The organism is Mycobacterium sp. PTI7 (genome assembly GCF_056679845.1).
Genome location: NZ_CM155252.1, coordinates 4,658,073 through 4,675,016 on the forward strand (window position 1 = coordinate 4,658,073; position 16,944 = coordinate 4,675,016).

Annotated in this window: 17 protein-coding genes; 12 read left to right on the forward strand and 5 right to left on the reverse strand. The window is 70.1% G+C overall.

From position 1 onward, the window contains the following. From AC1MEY_RS22525 to AC1MEY_RS22555, 7 genes are all read left to right on the forward strand, one after another. Entirely contained in the window at window positions 1–978 is a 978-nt protein-coding gene (locus tag AC1MEY_RS22525; protein WP_480227599.1) for an FAD binding domain-containing protein, read from the forward strand. Further along, the gene (locus tag AC1MEY_RS22530; RefSeq protein WP_480227600.1) at window positions 975–3,137 is read left to right on the forward strand and encodes a xanthine dehydrogenase family protein molybdopterin-binding subunit; all 2,163 of its coding nucleotides are present in this window, start codon (window positions 975–977) and stop codon (window positions 3,135–3,137) included. The genes AC1MEY_RS22525 and AC1MEY_RS22530 overlap by 4 nt, the downstream gene beginning before the upstream one ends. Window positions 3,138–3,289: 152 nt before the next feature. Then, complete coding sequence (locus tag AC1MEY_RS22535) at window positions 3,290–4,294, forward strand: TerC family protein (protein WP_480227601.1); 1,005 nt, start codon at window positions 3,290–3,292, stop codon at window positions 4,292–4,294. A 112-nt stretch (window positions 4,295–4,406) separates the two neighbouring features. Then, a complete protein-coding gene (locus AC1MEY_RS22540) occupies window positions 4,407–5,063 on the forward strand; it encodes an SDR family oxidoreductase (RefSeq protein ID WP_480227602.1) in 657 nt (218 codons plus the stop codon). Between the two features lie 252 nt (window positions 5,064–5,315). Then, window positions 5,316–6,062 (forward strand): ABC transporter ATP-binding protein, encoded by a 747-nt coding sequence (locus tag AC1MEY_RS22545; protein ID WP_480231623.1) that lies wholly within the window; start codon window positions 5,316–5,318, stop codon window positions 6,060–6,062. Then, on the forward strand, window positions 6,059–7,081 hold the full coding sequence (locus AC1MEY_RS22550) for an aliphatic sulfonate ABC transporter substrate-binding protein (RefSeq protein WP_480227603.1): 1,023 nt from the start codon (window positions 6,059–6,061) through the stop codon (window positions 7,079–7,081). The genes AC1MEY_RS22545 and AC1MEY_RS22550 overlap by 4 nt, the downstream gene beginning before the upstream one ends. Before the next feature lie 95 nt (window positions 7,082–7,176). After that, window positions 7,177–7,887: an ABC transporter permease gene (locus tag AC1MEY_RS22555; RefSeq protein WP_480231624.1), complete on the forward strand. Its 711-nt coding sequence runs from the start codon at window positions 7,177–7,179 to the stop codon at window positions 7,885–7,887. A gap of 4 nt (window positions 7,888–7,891) precedes the next feature. On the opposite strand, the gene AC1MEY_RS22560 is transcribed toward AC1MEY_RS22555, so the two are convergent. Together AC1MEY_RS22560 and AC1MEY_RS22565 are read right to left on the reverse strand one after the other, a co-directional pair. Next, complete coding sequence (locus AC1MEY_RS22560) at window positions 7,892–9,562, reverse strand: FAD-binding dehydrogenase (protein WP_480227604.1); 1,671 nt, start codon at window positions 9,560–9,562, stop codon at window positions 7,892–7,894. 67 nt (window positions 9,563–9,629) lie between these two features. Next, window positions 9,630–10,559, reverse strand: coding sequence for an AraC family transcriptional regulator (locus AC1MEY_RS22565; protein ID WP_480227605.1), 930 nt, complete (start codon window positions 10,557–10,559; stop codon window positions 9,630–9,632). Between the two features lie 80 nt (window positions 10,560–10,639). Here AC1MEY_RS22565 and AC1MEY_RS22570 point away from each other — a divergent pair, with 80 nt between their 5' ends. Further along, window positions 10,640–11,488, forward strand: a complete 849-nt coding sequence (locus tag AC1MEY_RS22570; RefSeq protein WP_480227606.1) for an NAD(P)H-binding protein — start codon at window positions 10,640–10,642, stop codon at window positions 11,486–11,488. Beyond that, window positions 11,485–11,898: a pyridoxamine 5'-phosphate oxidase family protein gene (locus AC1MEY_RS22575; RefSeq protein WP_480227607.1), complete on the forward strand. Its 414-nt coding sequence runs from the start codon at window positions 11,485–11,487 to the stop codon at window positions 11,896–11,898. Before AC1MEY_RS22570 ends, AC1MEY_RS22575 begins: the two co-directional genes overlap by 4 nt. Here the strand turns inward: AC1MEY_RS22575 and AC1MEY_RS22580 are convergent. Then, on the reverse strand, window positions 11,892–12,791 hold the full coding sequence (locus AC1MEY_RS22580; RefSeq protein WP_480227608.1) for an SDR family oxidoreductase: 900 nt from the start codon (window positions 12,789–12,791) through the stop codon (window positions 11,892–11,894). The genes AC1MEY_RS22575 and AC1MEY_RS22580 overlap by 7 nt on opposite strands. 88 nt (window positions 12,792–12,879) lie before the next feature. Here AC1MEY_RS22580 and AC1MEY_RS22585 point away from each other — a divergent pair, with 88 nt between their 5' ends. The 3 genes from AC1MEY_RS22585 to AC1MEY_RS22595 are packed head-to-tail and all read left to right on the forward strand — an operon-like array spanning window position 12,880 to window position 16,151. Further along, window positions 12,880–13,452, forward strand: a complete 573-nt coding sequence (locus AC1MEY_RS22585) for a TetR/AcrR family transcriptional regulator (RefSeq protein ID WP_480227609.1) — start codon at window positions 12,880–12,882, stop codon at window positions 13,450–13,452. Between the two features lie 48 nt (window positions 13,453–13,500). After that, window positions 13,501–14,484: a TIGR03885 family FMN-dependent LLM class oxidoreductase gene (locus AC1MEY_RS22590; protein WP_480227610.1), complete on the forward strand. Its 984-nt coding sequence runs from the start codon at window positions 13,501–13,503 to the stop codon at window positions 14,482–14,484. Continuing rightward, entirely contained in the window at window positions 14,481–16,151 is a 1,671-nt protein-coding gene (locus AC1MEY_RS22595) for an alpha-amylase family protein (RefSeq protein WP_480227611.1), read from the forward strand. The genes AC1MEY_RS22590 and AC1MEY_RS22595 overlap by 4 nt, the downstream gene beginning before the upstream one ends. Before the next feature lie 60 nt (window positions 16,152–16,211). Here the strand turns inward: AC1MEY_RS22595 and AC1MEY_RS22600 are convergent, their stop codons facing one another. Further along, on the reverse strand, window positions 16,212–16,472 hold the full coding sequence (locus AC1MEY_RS22600) for a lipopolysaccharide assembly protein LapA domain-containing protein (protein ID WP_480227612.1): 261 nt from the start codon (window positions 16,470–16,472) through the stop codon (window positions 16,212–16,214). 258 nt (window positions 16,473–16,730) lie between these two features. After that, window positions 16,731–16,901, reverse strand: coding sequence for a CsbD family protein (locus AC1MEY_RS22605; protein WP_480227613.1), 171 nt, complete (start codon window positions 16,899–16,901; stop codon window positions 16,731–16,733). Window positions 16,902–16,944 lie beyond the last annotated feature (43 nt).

Genomic DNA, 16,944 nt, shown 5'->3' on the forward strand with positions numbered 1-16,944 from the left:
ATGTTCCCCTTCCGCTACGACACCGCCGGTGACGAAGCCGCCGCACTGGCCGCAGGCGCCGAGGGTGCCCGGTACCTGGCCGGTGGCACCACGCTGGTCGACCTGATGCGCCAGACCGTCGAGCGCCCCGACCGGGTCGTCGACATCAACGCGCTGCCCTACCGCGACGTCGATCTGTCCCCGACCCGACTTCGCATCGGGGCTCTGGTCCGGATGACGGCGCTGGCCTCGAATCCCCAGGTGCGGCAACAGTTCCCCGTCATCACCGAGGCGCTGGAACTCAGCGCGTCGGCCCAGCTGCGGAACATGGCCTCGATCGGCGGAAACCTGCTGCAGCGCCCGCGCTGCCTCTACTTCCGCGACGTGGGCGCCGCCTGCAACCGGCGCAACCCCGGCTCGGGGTGCGCCGCCATCGACGGCCGCAACCGCACGCACGCCATCCTGGGCACCAGCGCGTCGTGTGTCGCCACCCACCCGTCCGACCTGGCCGTGGCGCTAACGGCCCTCGACGCCGTGGTGATCACCCGCGATGCCGACGGCGAGCGCACCATCCCGATAGCCGACTTCTTCCGCAGGCCCGGTGATACCCCCGCCCGCGAGAACAACCTGGCCGCTGGGGCGTTGATCTCCGCGATCGAGGTCCCCGTCCGCCCCGACACCCGGCGCTCCGGATATTTGAAGGTCCGCGACCGGCAGTCCTACGAGTTCGCGCTCACCTCGGCTGCCGTCGCGATGGACCTCTCCGGCGGCGTGATCCGCTCGGCGCGCGTCGCGGTCGGAGGTGTCGGCACCGTGCCGTGGCGACTCCCCGCCGTGGAGGCCCGACTCGCCGGCCGGCCACCCAGCCCGCAGCTGTGGCTCGATGCGGCGGCAGTCGCGGCGGACGGTGCGAAGCCGCTGTCGGAGAACGGCTTCAAGGTCGAACTGGTCAAGCGCGCCGTTCAGCGTCAGCTCGCGACCGTGGCGGGTCTGCCGTGACGCGGCCGCTCGCGACGCCCACCGCGGTCTCCGGCCAGTCCGTCTCCCGCGTCGACGGACGGCTCAAGGTCACCGGCGCCGCCAAGTATGCCGCCGATCATCCGGTGCCCGACCACCTGCACGCGGCACTGGTGTGCAGCACCGTGTCCCGCGGCACGATCGACGGCATCGACGCCAAGGCCGCCACCGATCACGCCGACGTCGTGCGCGTGATCACCGACTTCGGCGGCGTGACACTGCCCTTCGACGTCGGCCAGGTCGCGTTCTTCGGTCAGCCGGTGGCGATCGTCGTCGCGAACACCGCGGAGGCGGCCGCCCACGGCGCCACCGTGGTGACGGTGCGCTACACCGGCGAGCCGCAGCACACCGACTTCGACGACGCGGCACGTGAACCGAGCCAGAAGTCGCCGGAGTATCGGCGTGGCGACGCCGACGCCGCGCTGCGGACCTCCGCGGAGGTGGTCGACCGCACGTACTCGATCGCGCGGAACTACCACAATCCCATGGAGATCCCCGCCACCATCGCCGCGTGGGACGGCGACCGGTTGACGGTGTGGGACAAGGTGCAGGCCGTGTCCCGGAGCCGGGGTGCCTACGCGAAGGCCTTCGGCATCCCCGAGGACGCCGTCCACGTCATCTCGCCGTTCGTCGGTGGCGCGTTCGGTAGTGCGGGAAGCACCTGGCCGCACCAGTTGCTCGCCGCCCATGCGGCACGCCAGACCCGCCGCGCGGTCAAGCTGTCCCTCACGCGCGAGCAGATGTACGCCGCGATCGGCTATCGACCGGAGAGTTGGCAGCGCCTCGCCATGGGCGCCGACCGGACCGGGCGCATCACCGCGACCGTCCACGAGAGCCGGGTGGAGGTCTCGCGGTACGGCAGCTACGAGGACTCCCCGACCGAGGGGACCAGGCTGCTGTACTCCTCCCCCGCCTTCCGCGCGTCCTCGGAAGTGGTCCCACTCGACGTCAGTGAGCCCACCTACATGCGCGGCCCCGGTGCGGTCACCGGTGCCTTCGCCCTCGAATGTGCGATCGACGAACTCGCGGAACGCCTTCGGATGGATCCGATCGAGCTGCGACTGCGCAACGAACCGCGGGTCGACCAGAGCAAGGGCCTGCCGTTCTCGACCCGCCGGCTCACCGAGTGCTTCGAGCGGGGCGCCCGGGAGTTCGGCTGGTCCCTGCGCAATCCCACCCCCGGCGCGGTACGCGAAGGAGACCTGGTGATCGGGATGGGCACGGCCGCCGCGCTCTACCACACCGCGCGCTCGGAGTCGTCGGCGTCGGCACGGATCAACGCCGACGGCACCGTCGACGTGTACACCGCCGCCAGCGACATCGGACCCGGCACGTACACGGCGCTGGGCCAGGTGGCGGCCGACGCACTCGGGCTGCCGCTGAACAGGATTCGCGTCAACCTGGGCGACAGCCGCTACCCCGACGCCGCGGGCCAGTACGGCTCGCAGCTGATGGCCAGCGGCGGCTCCAGCGTGTTCGTCACCGCAAACACGCTGCGTGACCGGATCATTCGCACGTCGATCCTCGATCCCGGCTCGCCACTCAACGGCGCTCGGCCGGAGGACGTCACCGTCGTCGACGGACGCATGCAGCTGCGCTCGGACGCCGGCCGGGGCGAGACGTATCAGGACGTGCTGCGCCGCCGCGGTCTGCCCGGCCTCGACGCCGACGGCACCTACACCCCGGACGACGCGAACAAGCGGTTCTCGATGCACGCCTACGGGGCGGTGTTCGCCGAGGTGGCCGTCGACCCGCTGCTGGCCACGGTGCGCATCCGGCGGCTCTACGCGGTGTACGACGCCGGGCGGGTGATCAACCCGAAGCTCGCGCACAGCCAGGCCCTCGGCGGCATGACGCAGGGCATCGGCATGGCGCTGCTGGAGGCCGCGGAGACCGACTACCGCGACGGCCGGATCGTCAACGCGAATCTGTCCGACTACCTGGTGCCGGTCAACGCCGACGTGCCCGCGCTCGACGCGGTCTACCTCGAGTCGCGCGACGACGTGGCCGACCCGATCGGCGTCAAGGGTCTGGGCGAGGTGGTGATGGTGGGCGTGCCCGGTGCGATCGCCAATGCCGTGCACAACGCCACCGGCAAGCGCGTCACCGATCTGCCGATCACGATCGAGAAGTTGCTCTGACCCTGGATTGACCCGCCGAGCGCACGCTTGTCGAACGCATCGCCCGAGTGGGCCCGTCAACAAGCGTGCGCTCGGCGCGGCTGATCTTACGAAAACGTCACCATCGGCATCGTGGTTCCAGTGCCGCGTCCCCGGTCGGCCACCATGGACGCATGCTGGAGATCTCGACGACGACCTGGGTCGTGACGGTCGGCCTGATCATCGCGCTGCTCGCGGTGGACCTGCTCTTGGCGGCGCTGCGCCCGCACCGCGTCGGGTTCCGCGAGGCGGCGGCCTGGTCGGTGTTCTACATCCTGGTGGCCGTCGCGTTCGGCGTGTGGTTCGCGAGCGCGTACGGCGGCGACTTCGGCACCCAGTACTTCGCCGGCTACATCGTCGAGAAGAGCCTGTCGGTCGACAACCTGTTCGTCTTCGTGATCATCATGACGACGTTCGCGGTGCCCGAGGAGCACCAGCACAAGGTGCTGACGTTCGGCATCATCCTGGCGCTGATCATGCGGGCGATCTTCATCGTCGTCGGCGCGGCCCTGCTGTCGCTGTTCTCGTTCATGTTCCTGGTGTTCGGCGCGCTGCTGATCTTCACCGCGGTGCAGTTGTTCCGACACCGCGACGAGGACCCCGACATCGAGAACAACGTGATGATCAAGGCCACCCGCCGCTTCCTGCCGATCACCGACGACTACGACGGCGGCAAGCTGTTCACCCGCCGCGAGGGCCGCCGCATGGTCACCCCGCTGCTCGCGGTCCTGGTGGCGATCGGCAGCGTCGACCTGCTGTTCGCCCTCGACTCCATCCCCGCGGTCTTCGGCGTGACCGAGGAGCCGTTCATCGTGTTCGCCGCCAACGCGTTCGCGCTACTGGGCCTGCGCGCCCTGTTCTTCCTGGTCAAGGGCCTGCTGGATCGGCTCGTCTACCTCTCGACCGGGCTCGCGATCATCCTCGCGTTCATCGGCGTGAAGCTGGTGCTGCACTGGGCGCACGTCGACATCGACCCCCGGGTGCCCGAGATCAACACCTACCTGAGCCTCGTCGTGATCATCGCGGTCCTCGCGATCGTGACGGTCGCCAGCCTGATCAAGACGCGCAACGACCCGTCGGCGAAGGCCCATCCCGGGTCGCTGCGGGCGTCGAAGGAGAAACCGGACGCGTCGCACTGACCGTCGTCCCGCCGCCTTACCGTGACCTTATGTAGGCCTTATTTTTCTTAAGATCGGTGTACGGTTGGGCTTCGGCCGACAACGTCGTCGGCAGCGACGGAAGGAACCCGACATGGCGCACGAACCCTCACGGATCGTCCTGGTGACCGGCGGATCGCGGGGTATCGGCGCCGACGTGGCCCGTCAGCTCGCCGACGCGGACACCCACGTGATCGTCAACTACCGCCAGACCGCGGACCGTGCGGACGCCCTCGTCGCGTCGATCCGGGCCGCCGGCGGGCACGCGTCCACGCTGGCAGCCGACATCTCCGACGAGGCGGCCGCCGTCGCGATGGTCGACACCATCGCCTGGCGCTTCGGCCGGCTGGACGCCCTCGTGCTGACCGCGTCGGGCGGGCTGCAGCTGGGCGCCGATCCCCGCTACGCGATGCGCCTCAACCGCGACGGGCAGCGCCGCCTCGCGCAGCTGGCCGTTCCGGTGATGCCGGTCAACGGCCGGATCGTCTACGTCACCAGCCACCAGGCGCACTTCTTCCCGAACAAGGGCGTCCCGGTGGGCTACGGACCGGTCGCCGCCAGCAAGCGTGCCGGCGAAACCGCTTTGTACGCCATGCGTTCCACGTTCGAGCGGGCCGGCGTCCGGTTCACGGTGGTCTCCGGCGACATGATCGACGGGTCCATCGCCACCGCCGTCGTCGGCGCCATCAACTCGCCGCACCCGTCGGGCATGGTCTTCGTCGGCGGCGCCGACTTCGTGATGACCGCCTGACGCAGCGCCGCGTCTTCCCGACGACCAAGCACACCGCCATTCGAACCACGCGGATTCCAACCCGTGACGGGACGGGGTGATTAGGCGACCATCCGGATGCGCGTCGACACCCCTCGCGCCGTCGTCTGGTTGGAGTTCTCGTTGGCCGCGCCCACCCCCGTCATCGACGTGCGGCTCGCCGACGACGCCCTCGAGGTCTCCCTCGGCGGCCTCGCGCGTGCATTCACCTCCGCCAACGGCGAGGTCCGCCCCGTGCTGCGCGACGTCGACCTGGTGGTGGCGCCCCGTGAGATCCTGGCGATCGTCGGCACCAGCGGCTGTGGCAAGTCGACGCTGCTGCGGATCGTCGCAGGGCTGGACGCGCCCACCGCGGGCACCGCGCAGATCGACGGCGCACCCGTCGCGCCCTACGACCCGCGCTGCGCGGTCGGCTTTCAGGAGCCCCGACTGCTGCCGTGGCGGTCCCTGGCGCAGAACGTGGCGCTGGGACTGCCGCCGCAGACGCCCGCCTCGGCCGGCCGGGAGAAGGTCGCCACCCTGCTCGACCTCGTCGGGCTCACCGACTTCGCCGGCCACCGACCCCGCGAGGTGTCCGGCGGCATGGCGCAGCGGGCCTCACTCGCGCGGGCACTCGCCCGCAACCCGGGCGTGCTGCTGCTCGACGAGCCGTTCGGCGCGCTCGACGCCCTCACCCGCCTGAAGATGCAGGACCTGCTGCTCGACGTGCACGAGGCCGCGCCGGCGACGGTGCTGCTGGTCACCCACGACGTCGACGAGGCGCTGCAACTCGCCGACCGCGTGATCCTCCTCGGGCACGACGACGGCGTCCCGGGCGCGACGATCCGTCAGACCGTCCCCGTTCCGGGTGACCGGCCGCGCGACCGCGGTTCCGCCGAACTCGCCGAACTCCGCGGCCGCCTGCTCGACGGCCTCGGCGTCGACCGCCACCACCGCGCACGCGACCTCCCGACCACCCGCAGAGGCAAAGGCAGACCATGAGACTCACCGCAGCCAGGACGGCCCTCGTCGCCGTGATCGCGTCGACGGCACTACTGCTCAGCGGGTGTGTATCGGGTGAGGGCGAGTCCTCCTCATCTGCCGGCGACACGGTGGACGGTCAGGTGCTCGACATCGACTTCGCCACCTACAACCCGCTGAGCCTGATCATCAAGGACCAGGGCTGGCTCGAAGCCGAGGGCGTCACCGTCAATTGGGTGCAGTCCGCCGGATCGAACAAGGCCAACGAGGCACTGCGCGCGGGCGCGATCGACGTCGGATCGACCGCGGGCTCGGCAGCGCTGCTTGCGCGTTCGAACGGGTCACCGATCAAGACCATCGCGATCTACTCGCAACCCGAGTGGGCCGCGCTGGTCGCGCCCAAGGGCAGCGCCATCACCAGCGTCGCGCAACTCCGCGGCAAGAGCGTCGCCGCGACCAAGGGCACCGACCCCTACTTCTTCCTCCTGCAGGCGCTGGAGGCCAACGGGCTGACCGCTCGCGACGTCACCGTGCAGAACCTGCAGCACGCCGACGGCTGGGCCGCCCTGCAGAACGGCTCCGTCGACGCGTGGGCCGGGCTCGACCCGATCATGGCCGGTGCCCAACAGACCGGCGCGACGCTGTTCTACCGCAACCTCGACTTCAACAGCTACGGCTTCCTCAACGCGCGCGAGGACTTCCTCGCCGAGAAGCCCGCGTTGGCGCAACTCGTCGTCGACTCCTACGCCGCGGCCGCCACGTGGGCGACGCAGAACCCGGAGCGGACCGCCCAGATCCTCGCCGACGCCGCAGGTCTGGACCCGGCGGTCGCCACCACGGTGATCACCGAGCGCTCGAACCTCGACGTCGACCAGGTGCCCGGACCGACCCAGCTGGCGGTCCTCGAGAAGATCGGGCCGACGTTCGTCGAACTCGGCGACGTGCCCGATCAGCAGCAGGTCGACGACGCACTGGCGTCGATCATCGACGACGGCTTCGCGAAGAAGGCCGACGGCTCCCGCGTCGGTCAGGCGACGTGACCGCCGCGGTCGCCGCCGGCACGCGGGACGACCCGAGGTCGGCGAACCCGTTGAACCGCCGGTCGGTTCGCGTCGTCGGCGGTGCCGTCGTGCCGGTGCTCGTGCTGGCCCTGTGGCAGTGGGCGTCGGCGAGCGGGCTGGTGGCGGCGTCGGTGCTGCCGTCCCCGACGTCGGTGTGGCTCGCCGCCGTCGACCTCACCGAGCGCGGGCTCTACGGCCACTACGTGGCGATCTCCACCCAGCGCGTCGTGGTGGGCTTCGCGATCGGAGCGACCGTCGGATTGGCGCTCGGCGCGATCGTGGGACTGTCCAGATTCGCGAACGTTCTTCTCGCACCGACGTTCGGCGGCGTACGGGCCGTCCCGTCGCTCGCCTGGGTGCCGCTGCTGATCCTCTGGTTCGGCATCGGCGAGGAGTCGAAGGTCATCCTGATCGCGATCGGCGCGTTCTTCCCCGTCTACACCATCGTGGGGTCGGCGCTGCGCCACGTCGACGCGCACCTGCTCGAGGCCGGGCGTGCGTTCGGGCTGCACGGCCTGCGGCTGTTCACGACGGTGCAGCTGCCCGCCGTCGTGCCGTCGACGGTGTCGGCGCTGCGGCTCGCACTCGCTCAGTCGTGGCTGTTCCTCGTCGCCGCCGAACTGATCGCCAGTTCGATGGGTTTGGGCTTCCTGCTGCTGGATTCGGGCCAGAACGGCCGCATCGACCGCATCTTCCTGGCGATCATCTCGCTCGCCCTGCTGGGCAAGCTCACCGACTCCCTGCTGGGCCTCTTCGAGAGGTGGGCCGTCGCCAAGTGGGCCTGACCACTCACAGCGTGTCGGCGAGCGCCCGCCCGGCGGCGCGACCGGAGAAGATGCAGCTGCCGAGGAACGTGCCCTCGAGCGCGTTGTATCCGTGTACGCCGCCACCGCCGAAGCCGGCGACCTCGCCCGCGGCGTAGAGGCCGGGGATGACCTCGCCGTCCATCCCGACCGCGCGTGACGACAGGTCGGTCTGGATGCCGCCCAACGTTTTCCGGGTCAACACGTGCAGCTTGACGCCGATCAGCGGGCCGGCGTCGGGATCGAGGATCCGGTGCGGCGCGGCCGTCCTGCCGATGCGGTCGCCCAGCGACTTCCGCGAGTTGCGGATGCCCTGGATCTGGGCGTCCTTGCTGAACGGATTCGCCAATTGCATGTCACGCGACTCGATCTGGCGACGGATGGCCACCGGGTCGAGCAGCGGCTCGTCGGTCAGCGCGTTCATCCGGTCGACGAGTTCCTCGAGCGTGCGGGCGACGACGAAGTCCTCGCCGCGGTCCTTGAACGCCTCGATCGGGCCGGGCGCGTTCTTGTTGAACAGCCGCTCCTTGAGGAAGGCCTTCTTGCTCTTGGAGGTGATGTCGGGATTCTGCTCGGAGCCCGACAGCGCGAACTCCTTCTCGATGATCTTCTGGGTGAGGATGAACCAGGAGTGGTCGTACCGCGCGATGTCGGGCGTGGTGCGCAGGTGCCGCAGCGTGCCCAGGGTGTCGTAGCCGGGCAGGAACGGCTCGGGCAGGCGCCGGCCGAGCGCGTCGAACCACATCGACGACGGTCCGGGCAGGATCCGGATGGCGTGCCGGGGCCAGATCGGATCCCAGTTGACGACGCCTTCGGTGTAGTGCCACATGCGGTCTCGGTTGACCAGCCGCACGCCGGAGTCCGCGGCGATGTCGAGCATGCGCCCGTCGACGTAGGCCGGGACACCGGTGATCATCTCCGCCGGCGGCGTGCCCATCCGCTCCGGCCAGTACCGGCGGACGATGTCGTGGTTGGCGCCGATGCCACCGGTGGTCACCACGACGGCCCGCGCCGACAGCTCGAAGTCGCCGGTGACGTCGCGATTCGACGGCGCACCGCGCGGGGCGTCGTCGGGGGCCAGCACCGCTCCGCGCACGCCGGTCACGGCGCCGTCGGCGTAGACGAACTCGTCGACGCGGTGGCGGTAGTGGAAGGTGACGAGTCCGCGATCGGCGGCCTCCAGCGCGGACGCGACGAAGGGTTCCACGACGCCGGTGCCGGTACCCCAGCTGACGTGGAAGCGGGGCACCGAGTTGCCGTGGCCGCTGGCGGAAAGGTCGCCGCGCTCGGCCCACCCGACGGTGGGCAGGAAGCTGATGCCGTGCTCGGCCAGATACGAGCGCTTCTCTCCGGCGGCGAACTCGACGTAGGCGCGGGCCCAGCGGGCGGCCCAGACGTCCTCGTCGTCGAGTCGGTCGAAGGCGGCGCTGCCCTGCCAGTCGTTCCAGGCCAGGTCGAACGAGTCCTTGATGCCCATCCGGCGCTGCTCGGGACTGTTCACCAGGAAGATCCCGCCGAACGACCAGAACGCCTGACCGCCGAGGTTCGCGGCGTTCTCCTGGTCGACGATCAGCACCCTCTTGCCGCGTCGGGTCAGTTCGTGGGTGGCGACCAGCCCGGCCAGACCGGCTCCTACGACGATGACGTCAGCCTGCATTCATTCCTCCAGCCACCGGGGACGTGCACGTGCTCGCCACGGTAACGTCCGGCGGTCGCGTACCTGCTCAGACCGCCCGTGAGGCCGTCCGGCGGTACTCGCTCGGGTTCACGCCGCGAATCCGCTTGAACGCCGCGCTGAAACCGAAGGGGTCCGAATATCCCACGGCGCGTGCGACGTCCGCGATGCTCGACGACTGCTGGTCGACCAGGCGGTCGGCCGCAAGCGTCATCCGCCAGCGGGTCAGGTACGTCAGCGGGGGTTCGCCGACCAGGTCGGCGAACCGCTTGGCGAGCGTCGACCGCGAGACCCCGATGCGATCGGCCAGCGAGGCCACCGTCCACGGCGCCTCGGGCTCGGCGTGCAGCAGCCGCAGCGCGTCGCCGGCCACCGGGTCGCGCTGCGCGGACCACCACGCCGGCGGCTCGCCGCCGGGCCGGTCGAACCACTCGCGCAGCGTGCACACCAGCATCCAGTCGAGCAGGCGGTCGAGCACGAGCTGCTGACCGGGAGCGTCCACGGCGACCTCGGCGGCGAGGTGGTCGACCACCGCGTCACCGGTCCCACCGGCCTCGACGCGCAACGCGACGGGCAGCGCGTCGAGCAGGCGCCGGCTGATCTCGCCGCGGACGGGATAGGCGCCGACGATCAGCGTCGTCTCGCCGGCGCCGACGTCGCTCCAGCCCAACCTGTGCCGCGTACCGCCCAGCTCGGGCGCCGCGCAGAACTCACCGCAGTCGACCGGCTCGGCGCTGGTGTCGAGGGCGTCGACGAACGTGAAGGTGCCCGGCCCGCGCACGACGACGGTCTCGTACGCGCGCAGCCGCTCCGGCTCACCGCCCTCGGGCACGATCCAGCCCTCACCGCCCACGACGGTGCACAGTGTGAGCGGCGCACCGTCGACGAAGCGCAGGGCCCACGGCGCGGTCAGGGTCGAGCTGCCGAACAGCGATCCGTGCGCCCGCACGCCACGAAACAGATCTCCGAACACGTCCATGCCGCGAGGTTAGACGATTGGACAGGTTTCCGAGGGTCTGACCCATGGAAGCGTCCGATCCCGCACGGTTGACTGACTGCATGACCGACGACACCGCCCAGAACACCGTCCTCGTCCTCGGCGCCACCGGGAAGACCGGCCGCCGCGTCGCCGCCCGACTGCGCTTGCGCGGCACACCCGTGCGGGCCGCGTCCCGATCGAGCGCGACGCCGTTCGACTGGACCGCACCCGACACCTGGGATGCCGCCCTGCACGGGGCCGACGCCGCCTACGTCGTCTCACCGGGGTGGTCCGGGCCGGTGCACGACTTCGTCGCCCGCGCCGAGGCATCGGGCGTCCGGCGACTGGTGCTGCTCTCCGGCCGCGGCGCCGACACGTGGGGCGACTCCACGTTCGGACTGGACATGCGCGACGCCGAGGACGCCGTGCGCGCCTCGAACCTGGAATGGACAGTGCTGCGGCCCAACAACTTCGACCAGAACTTCAGCGAGGAGCTGTTCCACGCCCCGGTCGTCGCCGGCGACCTTCGGTTGCCGGCGGGTGACGTTCCCGAGCCCTTCATCGACATCGACGACGTCGCCGACGTGGCCGCCACGGTCCTCGCCGAACCCGGCGGACACGCGGGCCGCACCTACGAGATGTCCGGTCCGCGCGGGATCGCCTTCGCAGAGGCCGTCGACCTGATCGCGCGGGCGACCGGGCGGGCCGTCACCTACACCCGGATCTCCGCCGAGGAGTACGTGAAGGCGCTCGTCGCGGACGGCCTGCCCGAGGACGGCGCGCACCACCTCGCCGACATGTACGCGCTGATGGAACGCGGGACCATCGCGGAAACGACCGACGGCGTCGAGACCGTGCTCGGGCGGCCACCCGGGACGTTCGAGGACTACGTCCTGCGCACCGCCGCGACCGGAGTGTGGGACCGATGAGTCTCCTCGAGCAGGACATCGACTTCCTGCGCCGCCCCCTGCACGGCTTCCTCAGCATGGCCGCGGGGCCGACACCCGCGCAGCCGAGGCCCGTCTGGTTCGAGACCACCGACGCCGGCACGGTCCAGTTGTTCACCGCCCCGGACACTCTCAAGGTCCGGTGGGCACGTCGGGACCCCCGCGCGTCGATCGTCGTCGCCGCACCGGTGGGTGAGCGCGAGCGGTGGGTGTCGGTGGCCGGGCCCGTCACGGTCGAGCCCGACGGCGGTCGCGAGCTGGCCGCCCGTCTCGCCGCCCGCTACTGGGACCTCGACGACCCGGCCCGGGCCGTCGACCTCGCAGCGATCCTCGCCGAGGACCAGGTGCGGCTGGTCATCCACCCGGACGCGGTGCGCCGGTACGTCTACTGACCCGGCCGGTACGCGCCGCCGTCGATGTCCTCGATCAGCGTGGGGCCGGTCGGCGTCCAGTCCAGGAGTTCCCGAGTCGCCGCACTGCTCGCGGCCATGTCCATCGCGAAGAACCCGCCGATCCAGCCGAAGTGCTCGCCGATGCGATCGTCGGGCACGGCGGCGACGGGAAGGTCGAACGCCCGCCCGATGGCCTCGGCGATCACCCTGGTGGGCACGCCCTCCTCGGCGACGGCGTGCAGCCGGCTGCCGGCCGGCGCCTTCTCGAGCCCGAGCACGACCATGCGCGCGGCGTCGGCGACGTGCACTGCGGCCCAGCGGTTCCGGCCGTCACCGGGGTAGCCCGAGACGCCCCGGTCGCGGGCGATCCGACAGAGGGTGGCGACGAACCCGTGGTCACCCGTGCCGTGCGTCGTCGGCGAGAACCGCAACGCCACCGACCGCACGCCGCGGCCGGCGAAGTCCAGCAGCAGATTCTCGGTGCCGCCGCGCGGTGCGTCAGGTCCGTGGAACGGCGAAGCGTCCTCCTCGGTCGCCGCCCGCCCCTCCGCCAGACCGGCCAGACCCGACGCCAGCAGGAACGGCTTGCCGGTGCCGACGAGCGCGTCCCCGACGGTATTCGCGGCGGCGCGTTCGGTGGCGTTGGTGGCCGCCATGTCCGCCCAGTCGTGCTTGTTGGCGAGGTGGATGACGGCATCGGATGCCAGCGCCCCGGACCGGATGGCGTCCAGGTCGTCGAGGTCGCCGCGCCGGACCGTCACTCCCTTGCCCTCGAGGGCGGCAGCCGAGGCGTCGGAGCGGGCGAGGCCGGTGACGGCGTGGCCGGCCGCGAGGAGGTCGTCGACGACCGCGCTACCGATCCATCCGGAGGCTCCGGTGATGAAGACGTGCATGATTCGAGTCCTTCCACAGGCGATGTCAGTTGCTGACATCCCGACCGTACACGCGAAGTCAGTCACTGTCATCACTACACTTCCCTCCATGGTCAGGTGGGTGCCGGGAACCCGGGAGCGGCTGCAGGACGCCGCACTCGAGTTGTTCGCCGCCCGCGGGTACGAACAGACGACCGCCACCGAGATCGCGCAGGCCGTGGGCCTCACCGAGCGCACGTTCTTCCGCCACTTCAGCGACAAGCGCGAAGTGCTCTTCCACGGCCAGCAGAGCCTGATCGACGCCTTCCTGTCCGGAGTGGACGACGCGCCCTCCGACGCCGCACCCGCCGAGTTGGCGCTCAGCGCGCTACGGGCATCCGCGACATTCTTCGACGACGACCGCAGGTCGCACTCCCGAGTGCGCCAGTCCGTCATCGACGCCAATCCCGCGCTGCGCGAACGGGAAGCGCTCAAGCTCGTCGGCGTCGGGCACGCACTTGCCGGCGCGCTGCGCGATCGGGGCGTCGACGGCATGGCGGCGGACGTGGCGGCCCAGCTCGCCGTGATGGCGTTCGGCATCGCGTTCGCTCAGTGGATCGCCGAGGACGAACGGCGATCGTTCGAGGAGATCGCGATGGCCGTCGCCCGCGAGGTGGGCGCCGTCGCCCGTCACCTCGGCTGAGGACACGGCCCCAATTGACGCGCCGGAAAAACGGGTAGTCGGCTCGGCATGACGGTCATCGGCTTCCACTGTTCGCACGAACAGATCACCCCGGCCCAACTGCTCCACGACGTCCAGCACGCGGAACGCGCGGGCTTCACCGCAGGCATGTCGTCGGACCACTTCAGTCCGTGGAGCGTCCGCCAGGGCGAGTCCGGCTTCGCCTGGGCCTTCCTCGGCGCGGCCCTCGCCACGACGGCGCTGCCGTTCGGGGTGGTCAACGCCCCCGGGCAGCGCTACCACCCGGCGATCATCGCGCAGGCCATCGCCACGCTGGCGCAGATGTTCCCCGGCCGCATCTGGGCGGCGCTCGGCTCGGGTGAGGCCTCCAACGAGCGCGTCACCGGCGAGGTCTGGCCCCGCAAGGAGGTGCGCGATCAACGACTCGTCGAGTGCGTCGACGTGATCCGCCGCCTGCTGCACGGCGAGGAGGTGAACCACGACGGCTTGGTGCAGGTCAACCGCGCCAAGCTGTGGACGCTGCCCGACGTGGTACCCGACCTGGTGGGCCCGGCCGTCACACCGGCCACCGCCGGACGGCACGCGAGCTGGGCCGACGGCCTGATCACCGTCAACCAGGCGCCGGACGTGCTGCGGAACGTGCTCGACTCCTACCGCGACGCGGGTGGCCGCGGACCCGCCCGGCTCCAGGTGCACCTCAGCTGGGCGCCCGACGAGAACACCGCGGAGGCCATCGCCCACGATCAGTGGCGCGGCAACGTCTTCCCGCCTCCGGTCTGCTGGGACACCGAGTCCGTCGAGGCATTCGACGCCATCGGCGAGGACGTGACCGTCGACCAGGTCAGGAAGTCGGTGAACATCTCGAGCGACCTGGGCCGGCATGCGGCGTGGCTCGCGGAGTACGTCGACCAGGGGTGGGACGAGCTGTACCTGCACTTCGTCGGCCAGGACCAGTCCGCGTTCATCGACGCGTTCGGCGAGCACGTCCTGCCACAGCTGTCCGTCACGGCGCCGCAGCTGGTGACCGCGTGAGGCGCGCCGACACCGGTGACCTGTGGTGGAAGAACGCCGTCTTCTACTGTGCGGACGTCGAGACGTTCTTCGACTCGAACAGCGACGGCACCGGCGACATCCGCGGCATGACCGACCGCATCGAGTACCTCGGCGACCTGGGTGTCACCTGCCTGTGGCTGATGCCGTTCTACCCGACGGCCCGCAAGGACGACGGGTACGACATCACCGACTTCTTCGGCGTGGACCCGCGTCTCGGAACGCTCGGCGACTTCGTCGAACTGGTGCGCACCGCGCGGTCCAACGGCATCCGCGTCATCGTCGACTTCGTCATGAACCACACCTCCGACGCACATCCCTGGTTCAAGTCGGCGCGACGCAGCGTCGACGACCCCTACCGCGACTACTACGTGTGGAGCCCCACCGAGCCGCCGTCGAGTCCCGCGGACGTCGTCTTCCCCGACCAGGAGGACAGCATCTGGGAACTCGAACCCAAGACCGGCGAGTGGTACCTGCACCACTTCTACAAGCACCAGCCGGACCTCAACATCGCCAATCCCCAGGTGCGCGAGGAGATCTCGCGGACGCTCGGCTTCTGGCTGGAACTGGGCGTGTCGGGGTTCCGCGTCGACGCCGTACCGTTCCTGTTCGCCAAGGACCCGGTGCCGGGCTACCCCGGGTTCGACCCGTTCGAGTATCTCTGCGACCTGCGGAACTTCGTCAACCGCCGCACCGGGGACGCCGTCCTGCTCGGCGAGGTGAACGTCCCCTACAAGGACCAGAAGGCGTTCTTCGGCGGCCCCGACGGCGACGGGCTCAACATGCAGTTCGACTTCATCGGGATGCAGCAGATCTACCTGTCGATGGCCCGCGGCGACGCCCGACCGATCGCCAAGGCGCTGCGGCAAAGGCCGACGCTCGACATCACCAGCCAGTGGGCCAACTTCCTGCGCAACCACGACGAACTCACCCTCGACAAGCTGACCGACGCCGAGCGTCAGGAGGTGTTCGACGCCTTCGGGCCCGACCCCGACATGCAGCTCTACGACCGAGGTCTCCGCAGGCGGCTGCCGTCGATGCTCGGGGGCGACGAGCGCCGACTGAAGATGGCGTACTCACTGGCCTTCTCGCTGCCGGGCACGCCGGTCCTGTTCTACGGCGAGGAGATCGGGATGGCGGAGAACCCCGACATCCCGGGCCGGCTCGCGGTCCGCTCGCCGATGCAGTGGACCGGCGGGACCAACGGCGGCTTCTCGACGGCGGCCAAGCGGCGGCTCACCCGCCCGCTCACCGACGGCATGTACGGCCCGGAGCGGGTCAACGCCGCCGACCAGCGGCGCGACCACTCGTCGTTCTGGTGGTTCATGCGTGATCTCATCTACACCCATCGCAGCCAGCCCGAGATCGGCTGGTCGGAGATCGAGATCCTCAAGCAGCCCAACCGCGCGGTGCTGGCGCACGTCTGCCGCGAGGAGTCGGGATGGAAGATGCTGGCGCTGCACAACTTCGGCGCCGAAGCCGCACGGATCACCGTCAGCCTCGGTGACGTCGAATCGGGGTCGACGCTCGTCGACCTGCTCGACGGTCTGACGGAGACCGAGATCGGTCCCAGCGTCGAACTCGACCTGGAGCCCTACGGCTACCGGTGGCTGCGCGTGCTCGGCCCGCAGGACGATCCGATCATCTGAGACACGAATGGGGCGTGTACCCGATGTCGGGTGCACGCCCCACTCGCTGGGTGCTGCGGGTCAGCGGATCGCGCGGCGCACGCGGATCGCGGCGCTGACGATCAGGGCGATGACGGCGCCGACGACGGCCGCGCCGAGCAGCGAGACACCCTGTGCCAGATCGAAGTTCCAGCCGATGAAGTTGATGGTGGTGTGGACGGTGTTCTGCAGCGCGAAGATCGCCAGCGCGACGACGAGCACGAGCGCTACGATCAGCCCCAGCTTGGTGGCGAAGCCGCCGCCGCGGCGGGTGGGGGTGCGGTCCACGGTGGGAGTGGTCATGGTGATGTTCCTTCGGGTCGTTCGGTGGATGGGGTGCGCGACTAGCGCTTGTGCTGCTTCTTTTGGGCGCGGCGCTCGCGCAGCTTGCGCTTGCCGTAGCCCCAGGTGAATCGGCCGAGTCCCTCGAAGAGACGGCTGGCGATTCCTCGGTCCTTGCTCACGTGATGGTCCTACTTTCTGGCGCGACGAACCCGTCGGCCCCGCCCGTGGGCGGGACCGACGGTCGTCGAACGGATGGTGTGGCGGCCTGGCGGCGACCTACTTGAAGGTGTCCTTGATGTTCTCGCCGACCTTCTTCACACCGGCCGTGCCCTGGTCCTTCTTGCCTTCGGCTTCGAGGTCCTTGTTGTCGGTGACGTCACCGATGACTTCCTTGGCCTTGCCGACGACGTCCTCGGCTGCGTTCTTGGCCTTGTCGATGAAGCTCATGATGGTTCCCTTCGGAGTGCGGATGCTGCTTCTCTGATGGGGT

Excerpts from the sequence above, each read along its gene's own strand:
- AC1MEY_RS22590 (WP_480227610.1), top strand. The coding sequence starts at position 13,501 with ATGACGGTCATCGGCTTCCACTGTTCGCACGAACAGATCACCCCGGCC.
- AC1MEY_RS22585 (WP_480227609.1), top strand. The coding sequence starts at position 12,880 with ATGGTCAGGTGGGTGCCGGGAACCCGGGAGCGGCTGCAGGACGCCGCA.
- AC1MEY_RS22600 (WP_480227612.1), bottom strand. The coding sequence starts at position 16,472 with ATGACCACTCCCACCGTGGACCGCACCCCCACCCGCCGCGGCGGCGGC.
- AC1MEY_RS22560 (WP_480227604.1), bottom strand. The coding sequence starts at position 9,562 with ATGCAGGCTGACGTCATCGTCGTAGGAGCCGGTCTGGCCGGGCTGGTC.
- AC1MEY_RS22570 (WP_480227606.1), top strand. The coding sequence starts at position 10,640 with ATGACCGACGACACCGCCCAGAACACCGTCCTCGTCCTCGGCGCCACC.
- AC1MEY_RS22525 (WP_480227599.1), top strand. The coding sequence starts at position 1 with ATGTTCCCCTTCCGCTACGACACCGCCGGTGACGAAGCCGCCGCACTG.
- AC1MEY_RS22605 (WP_480227613.1), bottom strand. The coding sequence starts at position 16,901 with ATGAGCTTCATCGACAAGGCCAAGAACGCAGCCGAGGACGTCGTCGGC.
- AC1MEY_RS22565 (WP_480227605.1), bottom strand. The coding sequence starts at position 10,559 with ATGGACGTGTTCGGAGATCTGTTTCGTGGCGTGCGGGCGCACGGATCG.
- AC1MEY_RS22550 (WP_480227603.1), top strand. The coding sequence starts at position 6,059 with ATGAGACTCACCGCAGCCAGGACGGCCCTCGTCGCCGTGATCGCGTCG.
- AC1MEY_RS22540 (WP_480227602.1), top strand. The coding sequence starts at position 4,407 with ATGGCGCACGAACCCTCACGGATCGTCCTGGTGACCGGCGGATCGCGG.
- AC1MEY_RS22535 (WP_480227601.1), top strand. The coding sequence starts at position 3,290 with ATGCTGGAGATCTCGACGACGACCTGGGTCGTGACGGTCGGCCTGATC.
- AC1MEY_RS22575 (WP_480227607.1), top strand. The coding sequence starts at position 11,485 with ATGAGTCTCCTCGAGCAGGACATCGACTTCCTGCGCCGCCCCCTGCAC.
- AC1MEY_RS22580 (WP_480227608.1), bottom strand. The coding sequence starts at position 12,791 with ATGCACGTCTTCATCACCGGAGCCTCCGGATGGATCGGTAGCGCGGTC.